The sequence below is a fragment of the Nostoc sp. genome, from assembly GCF_036917275.1.
Lineage (GTDB): Bacteria > Cyanobacteriota > Cyanobacteriia > Cyanobacteriales > Nostocaceae > Nostoc.
On the sequence record NZ_JBALDF010000006.1, the window covers coordinates 171,257 to 196,560 of the forward strand.

Annotated in this window: 19 protein-coding genes; 6 read left to right on the top strand and 13 right to left on the bottom strand. The window is 44.1% G+C overall.

Annotation, left to right across the window (positions count from 1 at the left end; all coding sequences use genetic code 11):
* Positions 1-110: 110 nt before the first annotated feature.
* The 4 genes from V7K35_RS02370 to V7K35_RS02385 all read right to left on the bottom strand — a co-directional run bounded on the left by V7K35_RS02370 (position 111) and on the right by V7K35_RS02385 (position 8,552).
* A complete protein-coding gene (locus V7K35_RS02370) occupies positions 111-5,390 on the bottom strand; it encodes an nSTAND1 domain-containing NTPase (protein ID WP_335076049.1) in 5,280 nt (1,759 codons plus the stop codon).
* Positions 5,360-6,697, bottom strand: a complete 1,338-nt coding sequence (locus V7K35_RS02375; protein WP_335076051.1) for a P-loop NTPase fold protein — start codon at positions 6,695-6,697, stop codon at positions 5,360-5,362. The genes V7K35_RS02370 and V7K35_RS02375 overlap by 31 nt, the downstream gene beginning before the upstream one ends.
* A gap of 713 nt (positions 6,698-7,410) precedes the next feature.
* Positions 7,411-8,268, bottom strand: a complete 858-nt coding sequence (locus V7K35_RS02380) for an SDR family oxidoreductase (protein WP_335076053.1) — start codon at positions 8,266-8,268, stop codon at positions 7,411-7,413.
* Between the two features lie 53 nt (positions 8,269-8,321).
* Complete coding sequence (locus tag V7K35_RS02385; RefSeq protein WP_334724643.1) at positions 8,322-8,552, bottom strand: hypothetical protein; 231 nt, start codon at positions 8,550-8,552, stop codon at positions 8,322-8,324.
* Positions 8,553-9,054: 502 nt separating this feature from the next.
* Between V7K35_RS02385 and tatC the strand changes: the two genes are divergently transcribed.
* On the top strand, positions 9,055-9,849 hold the full coding sequence (gene tatC, locus V7K35_RS02390; RefSeq protein WP_335076055.1) for a twin-arginine translocase subunit TatC: 795 nt from the start codon (positions 9,055-9,057) through the stop codon (positions 9,847-9,849).
* Between the two features lie 545 nt (positions 9,850-10,394).
* Here the strand turns inward: tatC and V7K35_RS02395 are convergent.
* Complete coding sequence (locus V7K35_RS02395; protein WP_334794086.1) at positions 10,395-10,703, bottom strand: DUF3067 family protein; 309 nt, start codon at positions 10,701-10,703, stop codon at positions 10,395-10,397.
* Between the two features lie 229 nt (positions 10,704-10,932).
* Here V7K35_RS02395 and petC point away from each other — a divergent pair, with 229 nt between their 5' ends.
* The 5 genes from petC (at position 10,933) to V7K35_RS02420 (ending at position 15,183) form a co-directional block, all read left to right on the top strand.
* Complete coding sequence (petC, locus tag V7K35_RS02400) at positions 10,933-11,472, top strand: cytochrome b6-f complex iron-sulfur subunit (RefSeq protein WP_335076057.1); 540 nt, start codon at positions 10,933-10,935, stop codon at positions 11,470-11,472.
* Between the two features lie 159 nt (positions 11,473-11,631).
* Entirely contained in the window at positions 11,632-12,633 is a 1,002-nt protein-coding gene (petA, locus tag V7K35_RS02405; RefSeq protein WP_335076058.1) for a cytochrome f, read from the top strand.
* Positions 12,634-12,754: 121 nt separating this feature from the next.
* Entirely contained in the window at positions 12,755-13,822 is a 1,068-nt protein-coding gene (locus V7K35_RS02410) for an SDR family oxidoreductase (RefSeq protein WP_335076060.1), read from the top strand.
* A 646-nt stretch (positions 13,823-14,468) separates the two neighbouring features.
* A complete protein-coding gene (locus V7K35_RS02415; protein ID WP_335076062.1) occupies positions 14,469-14,885 on the top strand; it encodes a hypothetical protein in 417 nt (138 codons plus the stop codon).
* A gap of 94 nt (positions 14,886-14,979) precedes the next feature.
* Complete coding sequence (locus tag V7K35_RS02420; protein WP_335076064.1) at positions 14,980-15,183, top strand: hypothetical protein; 204 nt, start codon at positions 14,980-14,982, stop codon at positions 15,181-15,183.
* A 78-nt stretch (positions 15,184-15,261) separates the two neighbouring features.
* Here V7K35_RS02420 and V7K35_RS29585 read toward each other — a convergent pair whose 3' ends face one another.
* From V7K35_RS29585 to grpE, 8 genes are all read right to left on the bottom strand, one after another.
* Positions 15,262-15,369 carry a DUF6888 family protein gene (locus V7K35_RS29585; RefSeq protein WP_416211867.1) on the bottom strand — a complete coding sequence of 36 codons (108 nt, stop codon included), beginning with the start codon at positions 15,367-15,369 and terminating at the stop codon, positions 15,262-15,264.
* A 73-nt stretch (positions 15,370-15,442) separates the two neighbouring features.
* Complete coding sequence (locus tag V7K35_RS02425; protein ID WP_335076066.1) at positions 15,443-17,032, bottom strand: glycoside hydrolase family 57 protein; 1,590 nt, start codon at positions 17,030-17,032, stop codon at positions 15,443-15,445.
* A 357-nt stretch (positions 17,033-17,389) separates the two neighbouring features.
* A complete protein-coding gene (locus V7K35_RS02430; protein ID WP_335076197.1) occupies positions 17,390-17,791 on the bottom strand; it encodes a VOC family protein in 402 nt (133 codons plus the stop codon).
* A 337-nt stretch (positions 17,792-18,128) separates the two neighbouring features.
* On the bottom strand, positions 18,129-19,229 hold the full coding sequence (gene rsgA, locus V7K35_RS02435; RefSeq protein WP_335076068.1) for a small ribosomal subunit biogenesis GTPase RsgA: 1,101 nt from the start codon (positions 19,227-19,229) through the stop codon (positions 18,129-18,131).
* Positions 19,226-19,483, bottom strand: a complete 258-nt coding sequence (locus tag V7K35_RS02440) for a sulfurtransferase TusA family protein (protein ID WP_335076070.1) — start codon at positions 19,481-19,483, stop codon at positions 19,226-19,228. Before V7K35_RS02440 ends, rsgA begins: the two co-directional genes overlap by 4 nt.
* The gene (gene dnaJ, locus V7K35_RS02445; RefSeq protein WP_335076072.1) at positions 19,483-20,613 is read right to left on the bottom strand and encodes a molecular chaperone DnaJ; all 1,131 of its coding nucleotides are present in this window, start codon (positions 20,611-20,613) and stop codon (positions 19,483-19,485) included. Before dnaJ ends, V7K35_RS02440 begins: the two co-directional genes overlap by 1 nt.
* Before the next feature lie 936 nt (positions 20,614-21,549).
* Positions 21,550-23,508, bottom strand: a complete 1,959-nt coding sequence (gene dnaK / locus V7K35_RS02450) for a molecular chaperone DnaK (RefSeq protein ID WP_335076074.1) — start codon at positions 23,506-23,508, stop codon at positions 21,550-21,552.
* 246 nt (positions 23,509-23,754) lie between these two features.
* Positions 23,755-24,504 (bottom strand): nucleotide exchange factor GrpE, encoded by a 750-nt coding sequence (gene grpE / locus V7K35_RS02455; RefSeq protein WP_335076076.1) that lies wholly within the window; start codon positions 24,502-24,504, stop codon positions 23,755-23,757.
* Positions 24,505-25,304: the final 800 nt, after the last annotated feature.

The following is a 25,304-nucleotide window of genomic DNA, read 5'->3' on the forward strand; positions in this document are numbered from 1 at the left end:
TAAAGTACATCCCCAAAGCTGAAAACTATTATAGGAGATGAGCAAAAGGAAAACTATATTGCATAATAGCCGGAAGCGCTGTATATAACGCCTTTCAACATTCTTCTCAATCACCTACTAGGACATAAGGCCCGATCGCTGTTCATCACTTTCTGATTAGTCTGCAAATAATCATGTAGCAAATGGCAACCCCGCGTGAGTAAATTTTCGAGTTTGATATCTGCTAAATTCTGGAAAATTACTGTGCCATTACCACTACCCGCAGCCAAAGTCTTGCCGTCAGGGCTGAAACTGACGCTGGTTAACTCTTGCTTATCACCTTTCAAAGCAATCAACAACGTCCCTTCTCGGTTCCAAATTCTCACTTTGTCATCACTGCTAGCTGCTAAAGTCTTACCATCGGGGCTAAAACTCACACTAATGAAACTATCGCCATCCCCCGTGAGATTATTTAGCAAGTTCCCGTCCCGGCTCCAAAGTTTCACCGTACTATCAATACTAACTGAAGCGATAAGCCCTTTGGGCATGGCTTCGCTTACCGCCTGACCATCAGGTGACCAAGCAACCCCATTTACGCGGCGGCTATGACCAGTTAAAGTGTATAGTAATTTACCACCTATACTCCATATTTTCACTGTTTTGTCATCACTGGCTGAGGCTAGCAACTTACCATCTGGGCTAAAACTTACCCAATTTACCGCATCTTGATGCCCTTGCAAGGTGTTGAGCAGTTTGCCGTTACGACTCCAAAGCTTTACTGTTTTATCTTTACTAGCCGAGGCAATTATTTGACCATTCGGCGACCAAGCAACACCCAAAACGGCATCATTATGACCCTGTAAGGTATTGAACAGTTTACCGTCACGACTCCAAAGCTTCACCGTTTTATCTTTACTAGCGGAAGCGATCGCCTGGCCATCGGGGCTGAAACTGACTCCCCAAACTTCACCTTCATGCCCCGTGAATGTACGGATTATTTTCCCGTCTCGACTGAAAAGTTTTACAGTTTTGTCTCGACTCGCTGCTGCTAAGGTGCGACCATCAGGGCTAAAACTGATGCTAGTTACCCAGTCATCATTATCAGCTTTGGGCTTTCGCAGTAACACAGCGTCCCAATGCCAGAGTTTAATAGTTTTGTCCCGACTAGCAGAAGCGAGGGTGCGACCGTCTGGGCTGAAACTGACGCTGTTAACCCAATTATTATGTCCCTTCAGTGTGCCAAGCAACACACCTTCAGAACTCCACAGTTTAATTGTCTCGTCGGTACTTGCAGAAGCGATCGTGTTACCATCGCGGCTAAAGCTGACACTAGTAACTCCAGCACTATGCCCTGATAAGGTTCTCAGTAGTTTACCCTCCAGATTCCACAGTTTGATTGTCTGGTCTAAACTAGCAGAAGCGATCGCTTTTCCATCGGGTGACCAAGCTACACTTTTGACTGCATCATCATGTAAGAGCATGGTTTTAAGCAGCTTACCATCGCGACTCCACAATTTTACCGTCTTGTCAGCACTCGCGGAAGCAATGATCTGCCCATCAGGTGACCAAGCGACACTTAACACTGCACCATCATGTCCCTGCAAGGTTTTAAGCAGCTTGTTATCCCGACTCCACAGTTTTACTGTCTTGTCGCTACTCGCCGAGGCAATAATCTGACCATCTGGGCTGAAACTGACACTATTCACCACACCCTGATGACCGAATAAGGTAGCAAGCAGTTGACCCTCTCGACTCCACAGTTTCACCGTCTTGTCTTGACTGGCGGAAGCTATGATTTGACCATCGGGGCTGAAACTGACGCTATTAACTACATCTTTATGCCCTGATAAGGTTTTGACCAAGCTACCATCAGGACGCCAAAGTTTAATTGTAGTATCGGCACTAGCTGAAGCAATTAAAGAGCGATCGGGGCTAAATGTAGCACTATTTACCCCAGATATATGCCCCTCCAAGCGGTTATATTCTCTTAACCCAGAAACTGCTTGATAAAGCGCTGTCTGTACTTCCTCTCTTGTATAGGAATCTACCCAGACTGTTTGTTGTAATTTTCTCCCCGCCTTTAAACCTTCTTTTAAGGCATCAATACCTTTTTGGGAGGCAAAGAGGGCATCACTTGATGCACTGAGGGTTTTAATTTCGCTATCTATTGCTGTCACAATAGAAACACTTAATCCTAGTATGGCGAGAACACAAGCAGTCAGTGCAATTTTCAACGAACGATTTAATTGAGCTTCACTGAGCCTTTGTTTCTTTTGACTTTCTGCTAGTTGAGATGTTAATTCTTTTTCTTTAAGTTCAGCTCGCAACTGCTCAATTTCTAACTGACTCAATTCTTCCCGCTTGTGTAACTCTCGCAATTCTGTTAATAAGTCTAAACCCGGTTGGGGATGAGTATCTACTAATTTAGTTCGCTGCTTATTTTGGCTAAGTTCACTTTTAAGTCGCTCAATCTCAGCTTGACTCTGTTCTACTTTATAGCGCAGCTGGTTAAGTTGTACCTGTAAGCTCGATTCCTGTTGTTGTAGGTAGCGAATCAAGTCTACTAAATAATCGTGAATCAGTTGATAACGTTCTGGTACATCAGGGAATAGTACTACTAACCCGGAGCTAACTAAAATTTCTAATACTAACTCTAATTTGCCAGCATCTTCTACCTCTGCTAGCTGCGCCGCTAACTCAGCACGAGTTTTAAAAGGTCGGTTGTTACTTTCATCTGTTAATAAGTATAAGACGAGTAAGGCGGCTCGTTCATTTTCTGGGCCGCAGTCTTTAATCAGTTCCTTAATATATCGCTCAATAAGTTTGTTGGGTCTATATGGCTGATATTCTTCTAGTGTAGTAATCCGCTCATCTTGGATTTGCGCTCCGACAACTTGCAATTCAATGGGGCGAACTTCACCAAATTCTGTTGATAAATCTTCGATTAAGGCATCAATTAAAGCCGGTTCTAAATTAAACTGCGATCGCTCTGTCAATTTTTGGATAATCGCTTTTGCATATTCTGGTGAAAAATTGTTTAACTGGTAGCGAATATGCTTGTCGAGAATATTATTATTAATCGCTTCCAATGCGGAAAGATGTTTAAAGTCTAATAACCGATGTAAATAATCTTCTCGTAAGGAAAGGATAACTTTGACAAAGGGTATATTCAGGCAGTCACTAATAAATTTATCAAATTCTTGCTTTTGATTGCGATCGCTATAACCAAAGAAAAATTCTTCAAACTGGTCAAAAATTAAAACTGTGATCAAATGGTTATCAGCATTTTCTTGGAGTTGTTGTAAAATTCTCATGATCGTGATGGGTGTGCCAGAGTAGGGCAAAGCTTCCGGTTCAATGGCTACTTCTGGCTTAATATCAGCGTAAATGGCAAGGGATGCATCACTAGACATCGCCTCACTTAAAGATTTTCCTAGTTCCCGCGCCCAATCGGTGTAAACTTGCAGTACCACAGGCACGGCTATTTGATCGCCAATAGCTCGATTTTGCAGTGCTGGTACTAAGCCCGCAGTTACAATAGAACTCTTACCTACCCCTGATTGACCGTGAATCACCGTCAATTTTTTATCGGCGCGGCTAATTCTGCCAATTAAGTTATTAATATCACGCTCCCGACCAGAAGCAGCAATTTCTAAAGCAACGCTGCTACTCCCAGAAGATGACATTAATGCTGGATTTGTCGCCTGTCTTTGCGGTTGCAAGCGCCCTGCACCGATAAAAGCTCGAAAACCGTACTGCTGCTCAATAGAACGCCGTTTTTGTCGAATGTAATAGGCTTCCAAATAGCGCCCTTCTTCAAAGTAAAGCGATCGCAGTCTCCGCAATAGGCGAATATAATGATGGGCATCGTATTGATGGGCACTGGTTTCTAGGGCTGCTGGCAGTTCTTTTGTCGCCTTGTCCAGGTATTCACGAGCTACTTCTAACTCACCTAAATTTCGCTGTGCTTTCGCTAAAACTAAATAGTAAATTTGCCCTAATAATAATGGAAATAAGCAGTTATAAGGGTCATTATGCTTTTGCGCCTCAGCTAATTTCAGCAGTGATACGTGTGCTAATATACTCGCCTGTACCCAGCGCGACTGCTGCACAGCCACTTGCGCCAGAAAACCGTAGTCACAAGCTAATTGGATTTGACTACCATAAGTTTGATGCAACTCCAGAGACTTCTGAGCAACCGTCTGCAATTCCTCCCACTCTTGCAGATATTGCAAAACTTCTGCAAGTTTACCAATAAATCCAGCAACTATGTCTGAACGCCCAGCCACTTGCAAGACATTCAAGCACTGCTGAAAATAAGATTTAGCTGTGTACCAATGGCGGCGGTTTTCTATTTGATTTTGCTCTGCAAAACGGCAATAACACAGCCCAATATAAAACAGCAAGACTCCCTGTCGCAGAAGTAGGGGAGATGGGGGAGATGGAGGATATGGCGAAGAAAATACTTCATCATCTCCGCTTACTCCCTGTGTTCCCTCATCCCCTCTCTCTACTAACTTTTGCCAAACTTGCAAGCTTTGCTGAAAATGGGTTAAAGCTGTATTGATGCGATCGCTAATATAATTATCTAAACCAAAAACAAATTCTAAACTAGCGTGTAATTCTGGCTCTAAGGTAATACCCCGATTGTGCAACTCTCTAATGGCAAACTGGAGTTCATAGCTATGTTCCCAGACTTGCTCCACAGTGGAATAATGCTTTGCAACTTCAGGAGGTTGATGTTGGAAAGCATTCTGACTTTTCACAGCATCTGGAAAACCTCTCTCCTGCTTTTTGACAGACTTTGAATTCTCCCCCAATCCTCCAAGGTTTGGCGTTAACTTTTCCACATCACCTGAATTATCAGGTGCCGCATTTGGTAACACCGTGGCAAACAAAGAGTCAGTTTCCTGTTGCAAAAATTGCAGCAATGACTGAGTTCTCATTCCAAACTGAATTGGTGTAGCCGCCCAACTAGCGAAATCTGGTGCTAAACGCACCACCTTTTGCAATACTTCCTCATTCACCCACAAAATCATCGGAAATGGGTGGCGTTTGCGAAATTCATCACGAATATGATTGATCGACCTAAGTAGATCATCAAGTCCATCTACTGACTCTAAACCCAATATCATCAATGCCGATGGCGGATTATTTTCGGTTAGCAGTTGTAAATGAATACTTGTGTAAAGGCTTCTAGCATTATGCGGCAGAACTACCTTTTGAATTTGGTGTACTCCTGAAGAGAGTTGTTCGAGTCGTTGCAGCATTTGCTCTTGCAAAACTCGATAGTTGCAGCCCACTAAAACCAGGGAGAATTGACCCTTAGAGAGGTCAATTGCTCTTTTCAAACTTCGTAAAGCCCGCTCGTTAGCGGCTCTTATATCTGCTTGTGGGTGTCGTTCAACCATGATTTAAATTTTTCCGTCTCTGCTAAAACTGGGTTGACGGCAAACCAAGCTCCCTGATGATCGCGGTATTCAAATACAAATAAACTTCGCAATAGAATGTGGTATTCTATATCACCTCTAACTCTCTGCTGTTGCACTACCTGAAAGATTAGTTCCCACTCATGGGGGTCGATGGCATTGGCTCGGTAATCGCGCTGTCTTTGAATCACCAATTCGACACACTCCCGATCAAAGGGTGGATCTTGTTCTCGTAGACAGTCAAACAATAACCCTAGCAAGTCGCGGACATGACCACCACTAATCAGGCACAACCGATCTAAGGTTTCCAGATTATCAAACACCTCTGTAATTAAGCTTAACCGATCGCTAGCCAAAATGTCTGGAAAAGCTCTAGCTAGAACCATTTGCCGCAACATCGTTAGCCCTTGAAGGAAAATCTCTCCAGAGCGCAGACGTACAGGGATCATCGGTAACACTTTTGGTGCGACTCCACCCCCCAAACGATGTTGAAGTTCGGCGCTATCGTTAGAGAAAGTCAGTGCTAAGGGAATAGTGTAGACTACATGACAATTCAGTTTGCGTAACTGTTCACCGCGTTGAATAAATAAGTATTCTGGTAGCGATCGCCCCGATGGTAAAGGTCGAATTGCGACTCGATCTAGGTTATCAACAATCACCACCAGTCCTTTTTTACCCCTGGCTTTCAGTTCCTTGTTGGCACGTTCTAATAATTCTTGATTAATTGACTGTAAAATATTTGCTGTTCTTGGTTCGAGATAATCCCTTAACCGTCGCCGCAACTGGGGGCTTTCTTTAGTTTTAGCTGTAATTTTGGCAATTCCCACAGACAACTCTGCTTCTACCCCAAGGTCAATTGGCGTCTGCAAGAAATCCACAAGTTCACCAAACAACTTGCTAAAGTAGGTAGGTTTGAGCCTAATTTTCATTGCTTCTAGGCTTTCACTCACTTGGCCGGCGATCGCCAAGAGAATATCAGTCACATCCACATCTGCCATTTCTAAGACATGGGTAGACTCAAAGTAAACTACATGAAATTGCTGCGCTTCTAATTCAGCTTTGAGCCGTAACAACTCCGTTGATTTTCCACAACCGAGATGTCCTGTAAATAGCTGACAAGTTGGTACATCCGGCGATATTCGAGCGATCGTGCGCTGCAAAGCCTCAATGATTTTACCACCCCGCACCGCAGCAAAATCGATATAGTACCTGCGATCGCTGGCATTTCCTATGATTAGAGGTCTGCTCGGATTGCAAGCCTGATAAAATCTTTCCAAATCTAGGAGCATAACTAATCGAGTTCACTCAGGAATGGGGATGACAAAATCTGCTGAATAATAAATATTATTGGTTGTAGGGAATTTTTCCCTTAATTTAAGTACATCTCACTTAAACTACTAACTAAACTAGCAGCATTCCGGTTAATTGTTCATATACAGCAGCAGTCAGGAGTAAAACAGGCTTTCTATATGGTTTTGAAAGTTAGTACACTGTAACGTCAGTTTGCCTACTTTTAACCTAAAGCGCTTTTAACAACAGGATTTTGCCCCAAGTCTTGTTAATTGAAATGGTAGCTAGATTTTTGCCAAGCTGTACCAATTTGAAATCTGCTGTATATAGGTTGGATGTAACACATGGGAATGCTGATATTTTATTTTAAGTAAGCATAAATATTAATATAAGTATAATTAGCAAAAATTGCCAATTATAAATAAGGTACTCTTATGAATATTAAAAATATCCAACACAAAAAAAGGTACTGTTGAGTACAATTTTTAAGTTTTTTTGAATATAGAGTTCTGTTACAGCAATTTTCAGGTAATTAAACCCTACTGTGGTGGCTCTTTCACTAAATTTTAATCTCGTTCCTAAATCAACATAACGCTGGTGACAAAAATCACGATTTTGTTCATAAAAATCATAATTTTGTTCACGACAGCTTTTGCATTTAGGGTGACTACCCCTGAAGTAGTGAGAATCGGTGAACTGAGAACAAAATAATCTACAACCCCATTGAGTATAAAATTATCTTGTCATGCAGCTTGTCAGGCAAAATATGCTTCAGCACAGATCCGATTTTGGCATCTTGTCCAACGAGATAGCGTGTCTTGGGTTGTTTTGCAGTCAGCGCCTGGACAACAGTCTGAGCAACAATATCCGCAGAAATTCCCCCAGATGCGATAATCTGCATTTTCTTGCGGACAATATTCATCGCCTTACCGTAGAGATTTTGTGCCGATTGTGGTAGATTTTGTTGTGCCATTTCAGATTGACTTAGAGACTTTTCCCAGATTGGGGTAGCGATCGCACCAGGCTCAATAATTGAAACCGAGATTCCCCAAGGACGTAACTCCATCCGCATGACATCAGTGAGGGCAACCATCGCAAATTTGGAAGCATTGTAAGCTCCTAGGAACGGCGTCGGACTTCTACCAGCAATGGAACCCATATTCACAATTCGACCCCGACTTTGGCGTAAGAGAGGAAGAAATGCTTGTGTTACTGCTAATTGTCCGCTGACATTAACCTGCATCTGGTATTGAAATTCTGCGATCGGTAATAATTCTAAGGGGCCAGGGACAGCAATTCCGGCATTATTCACTAAACCTAAAATTCCCCCACCACCGACTGCATTTGTTACTTGATCAACCGCAGATGCGATCGATTCAGCATCAGTAACATCTAAAAAAATTGGAATGAGCCTTTGTGACCCTTTCTGTTTAAGTGTTTGAGCATCAATATCTTGACGCACGCCAGCAAAAACAGAGAAGCCCAACAGGTCTAAAAGCAAAGCACACGCCTGACCAATTCCTGTTGATGCTCCTGTAACCACAACTGTCCCTTGATTTTCTACAACCATTAATTTCCTGTTTTGATTATGGGACTGCCGTAATTACGAATTACGAATTAGTATCAATCCTTGCAAGTACCAGCCCGAAGGCAATCTTCGGTTTGGTCATCTCTAGCTGATATTTGCCACGGTAATATACGTGACTGAGCATTTGTACTGTAAGCAATTAGAGCAGGTGTTATGGGAAACTGGTCTTTGACAATTGGCACGTCACTGCTACAAGTATTGCCTAGCTCAACATTGTATAAATAAACAGGCAATGCCATTAGGGCAATGCAAATTGTCCGGTTCATACCCAACCTCAGCTAAAAATTTCCGATTACGCTATGTATGTATAGATGCCACCTTGATGAACCGGATTTTTAAAACTGAGTATTATATTATGTTGATGTTGTGTGAATTTATCCAGCGCTACTAGCTGCCGAGACGTGATTTATAAATTATCGGTTCCACCCTTTTTTTAGGTTAGGCATTGCCTACAAGATGGCTTCCTACTAACTTATGCAGATGCAACCGCAAAAAACAGGACAAAAAACCCATAGCACCCAAAAACATATCTTGGTAGCTGCATTCCCCGGATAAAATAATGAAGAGGGCTGAGTTAAAAGACTGCTCACAAAGGACAGGACATATATCAAGTGCATAAGTACTAATTATAAGTTAGTTCTAAGTTCCAAGTGCTAAGTGAAAAATCTTGCTCATTACTCAGCACGGGCTAAAGCATAGCTATCCGCTAACAACACGGGTTAAACGCCCAACAGCACTCAGTTCCAAATGTTGCCTACTAGCTGACCCATGACGCCTTCACAAGACGTAGATAGTATAAACCTTCCCAACATCGACTCAGAAGAATATGGCAATTCAGACACTGATCCTCTTGATGAGTTGCCAGGTGAAGTCGAAATGTCCCTTTTCGACCACCTAGAAGAGTTGCGACTGCGGATTTTCTATTCGCTGATTGCCGTAGCGGTGGGTATTATTGGCTGTTTCTTTGCCGTTAAGCCGATTGTTCAGCTACTTGAGGTTCCAGCACAAGGAGTAAAATTTCTCCAACTTGCACCTGGAGAATATTTCTTTGTCTCCCTCAAAGTTGCAGCCTACACTGGCTTCGTACTTACTAGTCCTTTCATTCTTTACCAAATTATCCAGTTTGTGCTTCCAGGAATGACTCGCCGCGAACGCCGTTTACTGGGGCCTGTGGTTTTGGGTTCGAGTGTGCTGTTTGGGGCTGGGTTAGTATTTGCCTATTTACTGCTTATCCCCGCAGCGTTGAAATTTTTCATCAGCTACGGAGCAGATGTAGTTGAACAACTTTGGTCAATTGATAAATATTTTGAATTTGTGCTGCTACTGTTATTCAGCACTGGTTTAGCATTTCAAATTCCCATTATCCAATTGTTGCTTGGTAATTTAAATATTGTCTCGTCTGAACAGATGGTTTCTGGTTGGCGTTACGTGATTATGGGAGCAGTGGTTTTAGGAGCCGTCCTTACACCTTCTACTGACCCCCTGACTCAAAGTCTTTTAGCGGGAGCAGTTTTAGGGCTTTATTTCGGTGGTGTTGGACTGGTGAAACTTACAGGTAAATAATGCGATCGCATTGCTTCAATTCAAATTCCAAAAAATCTCAATTTAGTTGAGAAGGGCAGTTAGTAAGATTCTAACCACTATTTCCAACTCTTCAGTAACACGATACAGGTTGATTCCTTGCTCAATACACTGTGTCTGTGGATATAACTTGCCAAATTGCCAAACATTACCAGCCAAATTCAGCCACTAAATCGTCAACCGCAAACCCTAGCTCAAAGTAATTACTAAAAGTATACGAACGATTTGGGTCTAGCAATGGTTGGCGGCTCATTTGAGTTTCCTCCAATTTGTCAATATATTTTACGAAGAAGTAGTCAGGAACCAGAATTCAGAAGACTTCTGCGCGAGTAACTTGTGACAAAATAACTATTAAATATTCTTTTTTATTAAAACTCTATACTTTTATGGGTAAAGTGTTCACCAATTCGGAATTCTGAATTATGACTCCTGTTTCATTGGACTGATACTCTAGTAACAATGCAGTGTTTTTTATACAAAAATACTGTGATTACTCAGGAAATTATTAATATTAGTGGAATAGTAGGTCATAATATCCATTCCGAAGCGCGTTCACCCAAATCTAAAGGAATGCTAACAGCTTTGCCGAGCCGGGGGCGATCGCGTGTTTGGGCAATAAATTTTTGTACTTGTATTGACCCACCCAAGGCATGAAGATAATTAGCAATGCTATCAAGATGCTCTTGGTACTCCGCCTCGCTCAAGGGAAAAGAAGCTTGCTCCAGGTATTTCCACATTACTTGCAAAAATATCTTTCCCTGTACCCGCCGGAACTGGACATCGTAAGAGTATCCCCACTTATCAAGCAATATCTGATGTAATTCCTGTCCTGTCATAGCTTTTCTCAATCAGATTTTACATTTAGTTATGATGTTAAGTTCCGTGACTCCAGTATGATAAGGATATAAAGAAATGTAATGCTAACAGAAAAGATGCTAAATATATCTTGGAACAGAGAAGTATGGCATCGTTGTGAGCGCTAGCATTTCGACTTAGACAAGAGTTCCTCAGGTACTAGTACTTTTGTCAAAATGCTTAACAAAATACACAAAGAGCGCGTAGATTATGGCTCAATTTTCTGAATCAGCAGACGTGCCCGATATGGGGCGTCGTCAGTTCATGAATCTGCTCACTTTCGGGACTGTCACTGGAGTGGCTCTGGGTGCATTGTATCCCGTTGTCAAGTACTTTATTCCACCCGTTAGTGGTGGTGCTGGTGGCGGTGTAACGGCAAAAGACGAGCTAGGTAACGATGTTAGCGTCGCTAAATTTCTAGAAAACCGGAATGCAGGCGATCGCAACTTAGTCCAAGGACTAAAGGGAGATCCCACCTATATTGTGGTAGACAGCAAAGAGGCAATCAAAGATTATGGCATTAACGCCATCTGCACCCACTTAGGTTGTGTCGTTCCCTGGAACGTTGCTGAGAACAAGTTTAAATGCCCTTGTCATGGTTCCCAGTATGACGAAACTGGCAAGGTTGTCCGGGGTCCAGCACCTCTGTCTCTGCCTTTGGCGCATACCAATGTAAACGACGACAAAATCGTTTTGACCCCTTGGACTGAAACCGACTTCCGCTCAGGTGATGCACCTTGGTGGGCTTAATCAGTGCTGTTAACAAATAGCTATGGTTTAGCCCGTACTGAGTGCTGAGTTAAAAGTCTAGAGTCAAAAGTCTAAATTTTAGACTCCTAACTCCTAGCTCGCAACTTTTGAACCTCGACTGTTGACCAATCAATCAGAGAATCGTTGCCCTTATTAGAGATGAGAAATGTTTTCATAACAGCGAGGTTAACTCGCAGTGCTAGAGCGATTGTAAAAACATTGCTCATAGCGATCGCTACCCTGACATTTTACTTCACCAGCGATCTAGCTCTTCCCCAATCTGCTGCCGCCTACCCCTTTTGGGCACAGCAAACCTATCCCGAAACTCCCCGCGAACCAACCGGACGGATTGTTTGTGCCAACTGTCACCTAGCGGCCAAGCCGACAGTTGTGGAAGTTCCTCAATCGGTGCTACCTGATACTGTATTCAAAGCTGTGGTGAAAATCCCTTACGATCTTAGCGCCCAGCAAGTTGGTGCCGATGGTTCTAAGGTTGGCTTGAACGTTGGAGCTGTACTGATGCTACCTGAAGGCTTTAAGATTGCTCCTGAAGACCGGATTTCTGAAGAACTTAAAGCAGAAATTGGCGACACTCCCTTCCAACCCTACAGCGAAGACAAAGATAACGTCGTCATCGTCGGCCCCTTACCGGGTGAACAGTATCAGGAAATCGTCTTCCCGGTTCTTTCTCCCAACCCCGCAACCGATAAAAACATCCACTTCGGTAAATATTCAGTTCACTTAGGTGCTAACCGGGGACGCGGACAAGTTTATCCCACTGGTGAAAAGAGCAATAATACTGTTTACAACGCTTCCGCTACTGGCACAATTACCAAGATTGCCAAAGAGGAAGATGGAGACGGTAACGTTAAATATCTAGTCAGCATCCAGCCTGAATCTGGTGATGTTGTCGTTGATCCGATTCCTGTAGGGCCAGAACTACTTGTTTCCGAAGGGCAAGCAGTTAAGACTGGTGATGCTTTGACCAGCAACCCGAATGTTGGTGGATTCGGTCAATCAGATACAGAAATCGTACTGCAAGACGTTTCTAGAGTCAAAGGGATGATTGCGTTCGTTGCTCTTGTGATGTTAGCTCAAGTTATGCTTGTGCTGAAGAAGAAGCAGGTTGAGAAAGTCCAAGCTGCTGAAATGAATTTCTAAATTCTTTGCTAAATCATTACTTATAGGACAGGCATTTTGCCTGTCTTTTTTATATGTTATTTATACTAAGCCTGGAAATTTGGGGCTTAGGATTGCTATAGAAAATTTCCGGAGACACTACATGGATGAGACAGCCTTAATTGTGGGCGCGAGCGGCATCATCGGCAGCAATCTTGCGAGAGAACTGATTGCGAATGGATGGACAACCTATGGGTTAGCCCGAAATCTTAAAAAAGGGGTGGAAGGGTTACGCCCTGTTGCTGCCGATCTGCTCGATCCAGCTAGCCTAAAAACTGCGCTCTCAAACATCGCCCCGACGCACATCTTCATCACAACGTGGATGCGTAATCCGACCGAGGCCGAGAACGTCAGGGTCAACGGCACGATGGTTCGTAATATACTGGATGTTCTGTCACCGAAGGACTCAGTGCAGCACGTCGCCCTCGTCACCGGCCTCAAGCACTATCTCGGGCCATTCGATGCATACGCCAGGGGTGGATCGCTGCCAGAAACTCCATTGCGCGAGGAGCAGCCCCGGCTCGACGTCGAAAATTTCTATTATGCTCAGGAAGATGAGGTCTATGCCGCCGCCGCCCGTGACGGTTTCACCTGGAGCATTCATCGCCCTCACACTGTCATTGGAAAGGCGGTCGGCAATTTGATGAACCTCGGCACGACGCTAGCCGTGTATGCTGCGATCTGCAAGGAAACCGGGCGCCCGTTCCGCTGGCCAGGTTCTGAAGCGCAGTGGAAGGGCATCTCCGACATGACCGACGTACGGGTGCTGGCGAAACACCTAGTCTGGGCGGCGAAGACCGAAGCGGCCCACAACGAGGCGTTTAACGTCGTCAATGGCGACATCTTCCGCTGGATATGGTTGTGGGGGCGGCTGGCTGACTGGTTCGGCATTGATCCTATTGGCTTCGACGGCACAACCCACCCGCTCGAAGCCGAAATGGCGAATGAAAATGCTGTCTGGCGCGAGATCGCAAAGCAGCATAGCCTCGCCGAGTCGGATCTGAGCCGTCTATCGTCTGCATGGCACACTGATCTCGATCTTGGGCGTCCGATTGAAGTCATGACCGATATGTCGAAGAGCCGCAAACTCGGCTTCTCCATATATCAGAAAACGGACGAGTCGTTTTTTGACCTGTTCGAGCAACTACGCGCAGATCGGTTGATTCCGTAGAACCTCGGTGGATGGCACTGGTAGCGTTTTATAGGTGCCGAACAGACAGGAACTCGGACTAAGCAGCGATGTCTACGACGGGCTACGCCTACGCAATCTGGAATTTTTGGTTATTTCACAGCCTCCCAGTTAGGGCGATCGCATTTTGAGCAATATTATTGAATCTAGGCGTAGGTTGGGTTGAGGAACGAAACTCGACATGATCAAAACTTTGTTGGGTAACGCTTACCTTCTACCCAACCTACTATTCTAAATGATTATTAGCTGTATTTAAAGTTATAAATATGGGGACAGATATAACTCTTTACGCAGAGATTCATAGAAATAGGAAGTCGGAACCGATTCCTGAACCTGCAAAAAAAGAATGGTCTAAGAGGATGTTTGAAAAGTCCATAATGATGTATAAAATATTTTTTTACCCCTCCCTAACCCTCCCTTTATAAGCGGAAGGAACCGGATTTTTCTTGTTTCCCCCCTTTCTAAGGGGGGACTAAAGGGGGTAACAACGCAATTAAAATCACAGTTAACCACTTTTCAAACAACCTCTAAAGGAAAAACTGTACCTATAGAATCTACTGAAATTGGACGCCCCTATGAATTATTTGCGGCACTTGCTGGCGTTTGCCAAGATAATCTACGCCGGACAATGTACGCTGTCGTAGAGCCGATTTCAGAACCACGAGGTTTTCCTAAAAATATGAATGATTTCTACAAGAAGTATTTTTCAGAAAACCAATGTGGTTATTGTTTTGGACATTCTTGGTTATTGCTTCAAGAGATTATAGATTATGATTGGGACAATCAGTATGTAACTCAATGGGCATACGTAAAACATCAGTATGCACACTTATTTCAGGATGGTGCTTCGTTTCCGGCTGAGTTTCCAGCAGGAGAAAAGCTCTATTTTGTGCTGCCAAACTGGAAACAAGAATCTGAAACAACTGAAGTATCTTGGGTGACAAATTATAAAGAATATGTAGGTTGTTCTGAACAGTTCATTGAAGAACTTCTCGAATTAGGATCTCCTCATGAGATAAGAATAATTTTCTGGTTTAATGCATAAGTTAAAGTCTGATAATTAAATTGATGTGCAGGTACCTACAACCTAAAACAAGGTTAAATTAAATCTAGCCCTAGTTGAATTGAGGTATTAACCCATGACAGCCTCAGTAGAGTACATCCCCGTTACCCCAATTGAGTACCCAGATGAGGATGGTAAGCCGATGGCTGAAGGTGATTTACAGCGCAAGTGTCTCGTATACGCTACCACTGTGCTGGAAATATATTTTCAAAATCACCCAGATGTATACGTCGCTGGTAATCTATTTATTTACTACTCTGTAAAACTCATTTGTTCATAATTCGGGTTCATTGACAAACTCCCATTCGCCATTGCGATAAACAATGATTTACAGTTCATCCACAGATAAAATGTAAATTTATCCGATTTTGTCATCAAATCGAAATAAGCGGATGTCTTTGTAAAGATTTGACAGCATTTGACAAACCCTTACACAGGCTAAGGCTTGCTCTGTTGTTGGTAAAATAAACGCTCCTCACTACTAACTAATATAGGGTGAGCAATGCCCACCCTACTGCTGTTGATTATTTTTCGTGAGACTATAGCGGGCGGTAGACGCGATAGTTGATTTCGGGGAAGATATTATCCATTAACTCGACTTTTTCCAGCCAACCACTGTCAACTTTGCCGATTTTAACGTCTTCGTAGAGCTTATTGAACCGCATCAGGTGCGATCGCGTCCGTCTAACTGCATAGGGTACCATTGTTCCCGTCCGCATAATAAATGCCCAGTCAGAAGATTGTGCTAATAGCAGTTCCCGCGCCGCTTGGTTGAGCGCTTTGCACCCCAATTCATCCTCTGGTTCCAAATGCGAGATTTCAATCATCCGTTCCGCGGCTTTGTGCAAATGCGGATAAATCCACGCATTCGTTTCATTCAACCAATACTCGTGGAAACCCTTGAAACCCCAACTTGACTGCGAAGGACGACAGACTTGCTGATTTGGCTGATCCCGCAAATAGTCTGCTAAATGGGTCATTGTATAGGTTCCTTGGTCATACCATGACTTGCGGAATAGGTAATCGATGAACCAGGGGCCTTCATACCACCAATGTCCAAATAACTCCGCGTCGTAGGGCGAAACGATAATTGGTGGGCGCTGCATCATAGCATAGAGATGTTCAGATTGCCTCTCTCGGTTATACATAAAATTATCAGCATGTTCTGCCGCCTTTTCTCGCGCCCAATACGGATCGTAGAGTGCCTTATCTGATAGACCTAAGCCACGCCCCGTAATTTTGTGATACTTAATGCCCGTATTTTTCCGCTGACCATTGGGCATGATGTAGGGCTTGATATACTCATATTCTGCTTCCCAGCCCAAATCTTTGTAAAATTCTCGATATTCTGCCGCCCCAGGATAGCCCACCTCAGAAGACCATACCTGTTGGGACGATTCATGATCTCGACCAAAGACAGCAACACCAGTTTCTGTATAAATTGGGGCATAAGTGCCAAAGCGCGGACGGGGACGGGCGTAAAGGATGCCATGCCCATCAGTCAGGAAGTAGCGTAACCCAGCATCGGCTAGCATCCGCTCTAAACCTTCATAGTAGGCGCATTCAGGCAACCAAATGCCTCTAGGTGCTTGTCCAAAGGTTTGTTCGTAATGTTCGCAGGCTACCTGAATTTGCGCCCACACTGCTTCTGGATACATTTTCATCAACGGTAAATACCCGTGGGTAGCGCCGCAAGTAATGATTTCCAGGTTGTTACTGTCTTGGAACTTCTTAAAAGCTGTAACTAAGTCACCCTTGTAGCTTTCCCATAGCTGACGCGCTTCCTTAAACTCAGTAACGTAATATTCGGCTAAATAACGAAGATGCCCGTTATTGATATTATGTTCTGCTTCTAGTTGTATAAGTTCTTCTAGTTGAGCTAAGTGTGCGTCATAGCGTTCTTGCAGCAGAGGATCACGGAGCATCGACACTAGAGGTGGTGTCATACTCATCGTGATTTTAAAGTCGATACCGTCTCGCTTTAAGCCTTCAAATACTTTCAATAAGGGGATGTAGGTTTCTGTGATGGCTTCATAGAGCCATTCTTCCTCCAGCACGTAGTCACTTTCGGGGTGACGAACGAAGGGCAGATGTGCATGGAGTACAAGCGCGACGTAGCCGATAGCCATAGTGATTTTGGGGTGATACTTGTAAGTTGAAGGTCGAGAGGTTTGGCAGAAATTAACAATATTTTAAGACTTTATGGGGATCGTAAGAATAGTTTTCAATTGAGTTAAACACAGTGTTTGTAGAGGCACAACAATGTTGTGCCCCCACCGCGTATTGTTGTTAACTAGTTTTAAATCTCTGTAAAATCTGCCTATTTGTTTATTGTATAATCCTGCACTTAAAATATTTACTCAGGTTTAATTCTTGCGGCTCGTAAGCGTTCTGCCAATTTTTCATGAATGTGATATAACTAATTCCTTGAATCATTCTTCCTTCTTAAGTTGAGTTAGACCTCGTTTACAGAACACTCTTGCAAGTCATTTTATTTCCAAGGCGACAGATAGATTTCTGTATGCCTTTACTTCAATCGCATTTCCACTCGGATCATTTAATAGCATCTTCGCTTGCTCTGCGTCGGTACCCACACCAGAAATATTTGGCTTTACCTTGAACTGAACCCTCATTTCATCAAGGCGATTTGCAAGCGTCTCCCAATCACTCCACGTCAAAACCGCACCGAAGTGACGCACGCCATGTTCTCTCATCGGTAAAACCTCAGAAGGTCGTTCATGCAAAGTAATCTGAGCTTCAAACAGAAATATGTCGAGCCACTTGTCACGGACACGACCTACCTTGGCACCGAAGGTGGTGACATAAAAGTTCTTAGATTCTTCTAAGTCTCGGACAGGGAAGGCAAGATGAAAGATTGGACGAAACATCACGAGAGTTATTTTTGAGCAAAAGGCTTGGGGACTTCTAAAAAACTATCACTAAATATTGATTAAGATAAGTCAGATTTCAAGGGGGGTTCGTTACTATAGATGTTGCCTGGTAGGAAAATTATACTCTCAGTGACATCTTGTAAACTAGGAGTGGCAGCAAGGGATTGAGACATACAAGATAGTTTTTCTGTTTGTATCCATGCTATCGTGAGAAACTTTTGCATAGGAATGCGTAGGCGCAGCTCGCACTTCTCTACGAGAGGCTGCGCTTTAAACGTAGCTATGCCGTAGGCTTTACGACAAAGCTCAGTGACCGTCGTAGACATGGCACTTCTTATTCCTCATCCCGATATAACTCCTGCAAGTCCTGTAACTGAGTCTTGCGGGAAATCCGACGATATTTTTTACTTTCTAGCTTGGGTTCGTATTGACTCTGCCCTTTGCCTTTGCTTTTTAACTTCATAGTAGATTCTGGATCAGCTTGTTGGTGCAGCTGAGTTTGACGGGCGATCGCATCGGACAAAAATTCTAAATAATGTTCATATCGTTCCCAGTCTCCCCGCACCGCACACTCAGGCTCGTCTCGATGCGAACAATCACTAAACCGACAGCTAGCAACTGCTAACCTCTTTCTTGCTTCAGGGAAATAATGGATTAATTCTTCTGGGATACAATCCATGTCCGGCTGATTAAAGCCGGGGGTATCTGCAAGCATTCCACCGCTAGGTAACTCAAATAATTCTATATGGCGAGTCGTATGACGACCACGAGCCAGTTTCCCAGAAACTTCTCCCACTCGCAGCTTGGCAAAATCAATCAGCGAATTAATCAAGCTGGATTTACCCACGCCGGAAGGCCCAGCAATGACAGTAATTTTATTGCTCAAATATCTGGATGCTTGGTCGGTATTTATACCATCTTTGACGCTGATAAATATTGGTTCATAGCCCCAACCAAGGAGGCGATCGCTAACTTGCTGCTGTTCATGTTGTGAAATTAAATCACTTTTATTCAAGCATAAAAGCACATCCAAGCCGGTAGACTCAGCTTTAATTAAAAACCGACTCAGTTGATAAGGTTCCAAAGGTGGATCAGCTACGGCAAATACCAAGAGAATTTGGTTGACATTGGCGATCGCTGGACGATCTAATTCGCTTTGGCGAGGTAAAACATCAGCGATCGCTCCTCGCCCCCCAGCCCAATCTGGCTCTTCTACCACAACGCGATCGCCTACCATTACCTGTTGCCCGATTTTTTTCAAGCGTGTTCTCCGGGTACAAAGTAGGAGAGGGGGATAAGGAAGATGAGGATCTTGTTCCCCCATCTCCCTCATCTCCCCATCCTCTTGATCCAGATGTACTTGGTAAAAATTAGCCTGTACAGCCAGCACCGTACCCAATAACTGTCCAGTTGCGGCAAAATTTTCCCCTGTCATTGCCCAGTAATTGGACGGCGCACTAACAGAGAAAAATAACCAGTGCAGTCTGTAATTTGTTCCACCTGATAACCTGCCATTGTCAGACTATCGGGAACCTGCTCAATCGGTTCACCAGGATCTAGCCAGACTTCTAGCAAACCTCCCAATGGCATTTTTTCCAGACGTAGTTTTGTCCGCACGAAATTAATTGGGCAAGGAGTGCCGCGTAAATCAAGTTGAGCATCGGGAGTTGAAACAGAAGAGGGCATCATCACTTAAATAAATTTCCCAAGAATCCTTCTAGACCGCCTTTACCAGTCCGATCCCCCTTAATTTTAGCTAGCTTTTCCAGCAGTTCTCTCTCCTCTGGGGTGATTTTATTAGGAATATCAATTAATACGTTCAGCATGTGATCCCCACGACTTACGGGATTACCCAAGCGGGGTACACCGCGATTTTCCAACTTCATCACTGTATTCGGTTGAGTACCGGCTGGAATGATTAATTCTACCAGTCCATCTACTGTATCTACCTCTAACCGACAACCTAAAATCGCTTGCAGGTAGCTAACTTTGATTTCCGAGAGAATATTAATGCCATCCCTTTGGAATTCCTCGTCCTCATTCACGAACAAGTAAACGTACAAATCCCCAGCAGGACCATTACGTTGTCCTGCATCTCCTTCACTAGAAATCCGCAAGCGTGTGCCATTATCCACCCCAGCTGGAATGGTAATTTTGAGTTTCTTCGTTACTTGATTTGCGCCCTTCCCATCACAGGCATCGCACTTATCTTCAATTACCATCCCTGTTCCATTACAGGTGGGACAAGTCGAGACTTGGGTGAAACTGCCAAAGGGTGTTCTAGTGACACGGCGGACTTGAGCCGATCCGCTACAAGTAGAACAAGTCCGAGGGCGGGTTCCAGGTTTAGCACCAGAACCGCTACAGACTTCACAATTTTCTAGATGTGAAATGCGAATTTCTTTTTCACCGCCAAATACCGCTTCCCGAAAGTCTAATTTCAAGTCTAGCCGCAGGTCATCACCTCTGGCAGGCCCACTGCGCCGTCTTTGTTGGGTGGGACTACCCATACCGCCAGCAAAGCCACTAAAAATGCTTTCAAAAATATCGGCAAAACCGCCCATATCGCCGACATCTTGGAAGCCAGCACCAGCAGCACCTGACACGCCCTCTGGACCAAAGCGATCGTAACGAGCGCGGGTTTCTGGTTCCGAGAGCACCTCATAAGCGCGGTTAATTTCTTTAAAGCGATCCTCCGCTCCGGGTTCTTTGTTCACATCTGGGTGATATTTCCGGGCTAAACGGCGATAGGCTTGTTTGATTTCTTCTTTGTCGGTGTCACGAGAGACACCCAGGATTTCATAATAGTCGCGGGCCATATAGCAAAGGTAAAAGTTAGAAGGAAGAAAGCAGAAGGCAGTAGAACGTCACAAAAGGCCACTTGCTACCCTACGGGAAGGCGTTATTACCTATAGCTCTGGAAGAGCAATGCAGTGTCCTTCAGAGGGTGGCTTGCCAAAGGCCAGGCAGAAGATAAAATTAATTTTTGTTAATAACTGAATTTTACCCTTTACCTTTTACAAAAATCACCGACAAATCTTGAGCAACAGCTGCTTTCCTCGTGGGAGACGACAAAAGCTACAGAAGTTAGGAGTAGGGCAAGCCTCTGCTCAGACTTCTCACTGCCGAGTCGGCTGTCTCTTTTACAATTGTGCTACGTAGCAGAGGAAAACCCCGCCCATCAACCACAGGGGCTAGCCGCACTATTAGGTGTGGAAAACCACCCAGATGCAATGGAAGTGCATCTGAACTAGCATACTGCCTAGCTCACAGTAATTTGCTTCTACAATCTAGCAAACGGCTGGGGTCTTGTGAAACTTCGCTAAATTTATAATCAATATATTTAGATATATTAAAGTGTCTTAATAAAAATCTGCAAGTTAGGGGAGTGGGGAAGAGGCAGAGGAGCAGAGGGGCAGAGGTGCAGGGAAAGAATAATAATGCCCAATGACGCCAGTTGCTTCTCCTGTTCAAAGACGTTTCTGTAGGAGAGGCTCCGGCAACGCGAACAACGGATAGCGAACGCAAGAGCGTCTTTAAGAGTTGCGGTAGCCAGTCGTCTCCCAACGGTAAAGCTAGTCGCCTCCGGCAATAAACCCGCTGGAGAGCACTGGCTCCCCAATACAACTCTTGGAGAGGCTGGCGCTTAGGGCGTAGCTATGCCGCAGGCTTTACGACGCTGGCTCTATCGAGCGATCGCGTAGCGTCTCTAAGAGTTGTCGAGATGCTCAGTACAAGTGCCCAATGCCCAACCCCTAATCTATCGCCTCATAATCAACCTGGGCAGTACTTTCTTCGTCAAAATCAAAGTTGAATTGTGGTATGAGTGTGCCATTTATGGGTGAGTCTATTTCTGGGGTAAAGAGACTAGTTGAAGCCTCCTCAATGTCATCACTTTGACTGTTAGCTCGATTGTAGACATCGGCACCAATTGCAAACAGGGTTTGTTGGAAGTCCTCTAAACGCTGCTTAAATTCCATTGTGGAGATGCTGGAGTCAATCATTGCAGCTTGGAGTTGTGAAACTTTTTCACTGGCCAAAGTTTTCATCTGGTCGCCGATAAAGTTGCTATTATCCTTAATTGTGGATTCGTAACTGAACAACAGATTATCTGCTTGGTTTTTGAGTTCTACCAATTCTTTACGTCTTCTATCTTCTTCGGCAAACAGTTCGGCTTCTTGGCGCATCCGTTCGACTTCGTTGGTACTCAAGCCACCTGTATTGGTAATCCTGATACTCTGTTCTCGACCTGTACCTTTGTCTTGGGCAGAAACCTTAAGGATACCGTTAACATCGATTTCAAAGGATACTTCAATTTGAGGTACGCCCCGGGGAGATGGGGGGATTCCTGCTAACAGAAACTTACCGAGACTCTTGTTATCTCGTGACATCGCCCGTTCACCTTGGAGGATGTGAATTTCTACTGAGGTTTGCCCATCAACTGCTGTGGAAAAAACTTGTGACTTACTAGTAGGAATTGTGGTGTTGCGTTCAATGATTTTAGTGAACACTTCACCCAAAGTTTCAATTCCCAAAGAGAGAGGGGTGATATCCAATAGTAAGAGGTTATCGACTTCGCCACCCAACACCGCTGCTTGGATAGCAGCTCCCAATGCTACGGCTTCATCAGGGTTGACAGAGCGATCGGGAGCTTTGCCATTAAAAAATTTAATTAGCGCGTTTTGGACTGCGGGAATACGGGTAGAACCACCTACCAAAATAATCCGATCTATCGCTTGTGGTTTGAGATCCGCATCTTTGAGCGCTTGGATCATTGGTTCGATGGTAGCTTCAATTAAATCAAGTGCGAGTTCTTCAAATTTAGAGCGGCTGAGTTCCATCTCCAGATGCTTTGGACCGGTGTCATCAGCAGTGATAAACGGCAAGTTGATAGAGGTATTCACCATGCTTGAGAGTTCAATTTTTGCCTTTTCTGCTGCTTCCCGCAGGCGTTGTAGCGCCATTTTATCTTGGGAAAGATCGATTTTCTCTTGTTGCTGGAAGCGTTCCATCATCCAAAGCACGATCGCATTATCAAAGTCGTCTCCACCTAAGTGGTTGTTACCACAAGTCGCCTTAACTTCAAAAACTCCATCCCCTAGTTGCAGGATAGATACGTCGAAGGTGCCACCTCCCAAGTCGAATACTAAAATTAGCTGCTCTTGGTCTTGCTTTTCCAATCCGAAAGCTAAAGCCGCAGCTGTTGGTTCGTTGATGATTCGCAGGACTTCTAGTCCAGCAATCGTACCAGCATCTTTAGTTGCTTGTCTTTGGGCATCTGTGAAATATGCGGGTACCGTAATCACTGCCTGAGTAACTTCCTCACCCAAGAAGTTTTCCGCATCCTGCTTGAGTTTTTGCAGGATCATGGCGGATAGTTCTTGTGGCGTGTAGTTTTTTGAGCGAATTTGAACATCAACAGTATCATCTCGACCTTTGACACAGTTGTAAGGGACGCGATCGCGTTCTGTTTCAGTGTCTTCCCAACGCCGCCCGATGAATCGTTTAATACTGTAAATTGTGTTTTCGGCATTAGTTACGGCTTGGCGCTTTGCCAATTGACCGACCAAGCGATCGCCACTCTTCCCAAATCCCACAATACTTGGAGTAGTTCGTCCACCTTCAGAACTAGCGATCACAAGTGGTTGACCGCCTTCCAGAACTGCGACGCAACTGTTAGTAGTGCCTAAGTCGATCCCAATAACTTTTCCCATATTTGTAAATATTTTTACTGAGTCTTTCTGCTATACTGTGTCGCGGACTAACTTTTTGAGCTAGGAATCAAGGCTAGCTCAAACAACAGCATCTAGAAATGGAGAAGATAGGGGATCAGGAGGAGATGAGGAAGCTGATTGATAATTTCACTCCCTCATCTCCTTCATCCTCTCAATGTCTCAGTAACAATGCTCGTCCTTGCAAGAAACCAGGCACTTTTGATCAGCGAGGCGAGCAACTACAGCTTAACTGTTGGCTGAACTAGACTGATCCTCCTGTGCAGCAGGTGTATCTTCTTTTGGAGCAGCTACTTTGACCATTGCATGGCGCAGCACGCGATCGCCCAAGTAATATCCGCGCACTAACTCTTCTAACACTGTTCCTTCAGGATGTTCATCCGTAGGTTCCCGCATTACTGCTTCATGGAGGTTGGGATCAAATTCTTGAGCTTCAGGACGCATTGGTGATACACCTAAGCGCTTCAAGCTATCCACTAATTGTTTGTAGACGCCTTGGTAACTTTTGTGCATGGTCATTTCGCCATCAGATTGCGGTTTGAGGTGCGATCGCGCCCGCTCAAAATTATCGACTATTGGCAGCAATTCCAAAATCGTGTTCCGCTTCATCTGCACTTCTAGCTCTTCTTTTTCTTTGCTAGTGCGTTTCCGGTAATTCTCAAAATCAGCGGCAATCCGCATATATTGAGTACTACGCTCTTCTAATTGCGTTTTTAGAGACTCGATTTGTTGAGTCAGTTGTGCCAAAGCTGCTGTTTCCACTTCAGTTTTCTCAGTTGCAGCGACGCCATTATCTTGATTGAAAGTAGCCGTATCCCCCGGTATATTGGTTTGGGCTGCCACTTGATCTGTAACCTCATTACTAGATTCATTGAAATTAATTTGGGCTGCGGAGTCACTCTTCATTGCTTGCTTTACCTCTGTTGGTTCACCCAATTGCTGGCTTGTATTGTTTATCTGTCTATTTTCATCCATCATTGTCTACTCATTCCAGATGCTTTTTATGGCAGTGTATCTCCACAGCTTGCAACCGTCGTTATCCACGACTTGCCACTGAGGCTGATTTTGTTGCCGACAAGTTCCTGGAAATGATGTCACCGTCCTCTTATTGTGACAAATGGTGAACACGTTAGCGTAGACGCCACTAAGGCGGTAACCCGAACGAGTAGTGTACCTCTAGGAGTAAGTAATTTGGAAGAGTGGTGCTGAATGTGATTCGCCCCTAATCTTATTCATGAGTCAGTTTTTTCAAGAATTACTACTTAAAATTTAACCATTTATCAAATATTGTCATTCCTTCAAAAGTGCTAAGTGTTGAGTGCTGAGTCATATATTTTGAGTCCTCGATTCTACCCTATGACTGAAGGTTTGTTGATTGAGCAAGTCAGGAGTTTCTATTTTCTCTACTATTACTTCTTTTTGACTCAGCACTTAGCGATAACTCTGAACAACCGAAACCGCAGATCAGAAGTTTGGTGACTAGTAGAGCTTGGCTCAAATCCAGCTAAGTAAGTTGGTGTAAAAAATTAAACGCTTGTAGTAAGCCTTTTAGCGTTGAAGCGCTTACTACAAGCAAATTACAGAGCTTTATTTTTTTTATATAGTTTGCTTTATTTAGGCCAACTTACTTACCATCTCAATTAATAAGGCTTGGGGCAAAATCCCTTGTTAAGCCCCTTGTGAAAGGTAGGCAAACTTTTGCCTGCACTAAGACTTTTTAGTAAATGAGAATTCTGTCTCACAGTAGGGGAATACTTTAAGCAGAGGTTTCCCAAATC